Origin of the sequence: Haladaptatus sp. W1 (assembly GCF_001723155.1) — an archaeon.
Lineage (GTDB): Archaea > Halobacteriota > Halobacteria > Halobacteriales > Haladaptataceae > Haladaptatus > Haladaptatus paucihalophilus.
In genome coordinates this window covers 1-2,132 of record NZ_MEIH01000275.1, presented here as the reverse complement: position 1 = coordinate 2,132, position 2,132 = coordinate 1, and the positions used below count along the sequence as shown (strand labels likewise).

1 protein-coding gene and 1 pseudogene are annotated in these 2,132 nt (G+C 58.6%); one reads left to right on the top strand and one right to left on the bottom strand.

Annotated features, from left to right (window positions below; all coding sequences use genetic code 11):
* Window positions 1–1,500 (top strand): PAS domain S-box protein (locus tag BG842_RS12950; RefSeq protein WP_139136112.1); only part of this gene is annotated, 1,500 nt, incomplete at its 5' end.
* A 438-nt stretch (window positions 1,501–1,938) separates the two neighbouring features.
* On the opposite strand, the pseudogene BG842_RS30590 reads toward BG842_RS12950, so the two are convergent.
* Window positions 1,939–2,132 (bottom strand): annotated as a pseudogene (locus tag BG842_RS30590) (peptide ABC transporter substrate-binding protein); the annotation flags it as partial.

The following is a 2,132-nucleotide window of genomic DNA, read 5'->3' as shown; positions in this document are numbered from 1 at the left end:
GATGAATCCATTCTCCGTCACGTCGTCGACGAATCTCCGAATCCCGTTATGGTCGTCGATGAGGATGGATTGGTGACCTATGCCAACCGTTCGTTCGGTGAAACGCTCGGTCTTACCCCAAAGGTGATTCTCGGAGAGCGCGTGGACTCACTGTTCACAGAGTGGCCAGACTCGTCGAAGCTACAGCGGACGGCGACGGATGGGTCATTGCTTGACTTGACAGGCTGTCTTGCGGATGGCGAAGAGGTTCCATTGTCGTGTTCAGTACGTGCTATCGAGAATGGCAAGACACAGTTTGTGGTGTTCCTCCGTGAGCGCAATTCGCTGCGTGGTGAGAACGTTCACGACGCGGTTCCGGACATATTCTACGCCTTCGACATGGACGGGTCATTGTTCGAGTGGAACGACCGCCTCTCGGCTGTAACGGGGTACGACGATGCTGAGCTTGCGTCTATGACGCCGCTCGACTTCGTGCCACCGGATGATCGCGAGATGATTGCCAACGCGATCGATAAAGTACTTGAAGGGGAACAAATCGAGACACGCCAGTCGGCGCTCGTTACTAAGATGGGCGAACACATCCCGTACGAGTTCAATGCGTCGCGTCTCACAGACAGTGAGGGAACCCTCGTCGGGTACGTCGGAACGGGACGAAACATCGCCGAGCGGGAGGCAGCCAAGCGGGCACTTCGAGAGAGCGAACGGATGCGGGCGACGCTTATCTCGAATCTGCCGGGAATGGCCTATCGATGTGCGAACGAACCGGACTGGCCGATGGAATTCGTCAGCGAGGGCAGTCACGAATTGACGGGATACGATCCCGATCAGATTGAATCGGGGACAGTGTCGTGGGGCGATGACGTGATCCACTCAGAGGATCGCAAGCGAGTGTGGGAGGAAGTACAGGACGCGCTGGCGGAAAAGGAGAGCTTCGAACTCACATATCGCATCCGAACCGCAGACGGGGAGACGAGATGGGTATGGGAGCAGGGCCGTGGCGTGTACGAAGACAGAGTGGACGCAACCGAAGGCGCTGACGTCATGAACGGCGCGGACGGGAGTAGCATGCGAGCAAATGACCTCGTCGCACTGGAGGGATTCATCTCGGACGTGACCGACCAACGGGAGACCGAGCAAGCACTCCGTCGCGAGAAAGAGCAGTTCCAGTCGCTCGTTCAGGGTGTCGAGGAGTATGCCATCTTCATGCTTGACCCCAAGGGGATTGTCCAAAGCTGGAACACCGGGGCAGAACAGGTGAAGGGATACGAGCGAGAGGAAATCGTTGGCGAACACTTCTCGACGTTCTACACCGACGAGGATGTTGCCAGCGGTGTCCCAGAGCAGAACCTTGCAGACGCCGTCGAGCACGGGTCCACCGAGGACAAGGGATGGCGAGTACGCACCGACGGGTCACTCTTCTGGCGAACGTCGTTATCACAGCACTCCGAACTGAAGAAGGGAACTCCGCGGATTTGCGAAGGTGACTCGCGACATGACTGAACGCCGAGAGCACGAACAGAAACTCGCTCAGCAGCGCGACGAACTGGCAACGCTGAACCGTATCAACGTCGTCATCCGCGACCTCGTCCGAGCGCTCGTCTCTGTGGCATCTCGCGAGGAAGTAGAAGAGACCATCTGCACCCGACTCGCAAAGACGAATCTCTACCAGTTTGCGTGGATTGGCGAGCGTGATCTGAACAGCGGCGTTGTCGCACGCGCGCAGGCGGGTGACGACGGGGGGTTCCACGAACACGTCGGGGCCGTCGCTGACAAGACAGAATGGGAACGGCCAGCAGCTGCGACGCTCCGAGACAGTGAATCTCGCGTCGTCCGAGACATCCCGAACGCCGAGACGTTTCCTGACTCGGTTCGGACGGCTGCCCACGAATGTGGTATCCACTCCGGTATTGCTGTCCCGCTGGAGTACGGTGGATCCAGCTACGGTTTGTTAGTGTGGAACTTTACGCCGTCGCGGATGGTGAATTTGACCGTCTTGTCGCCGGTCCGCTCGTACTTCGTCGCCAGCTTCTTGATGATTTTCCCGTCCGCGTTGCGCGAGAGCAGGCCCTCGTAGGCCTGTAGGACGACGTTATCCGTGGTCGTCTCCCGGTGGTTCTGCGGGTCGAGCGTGG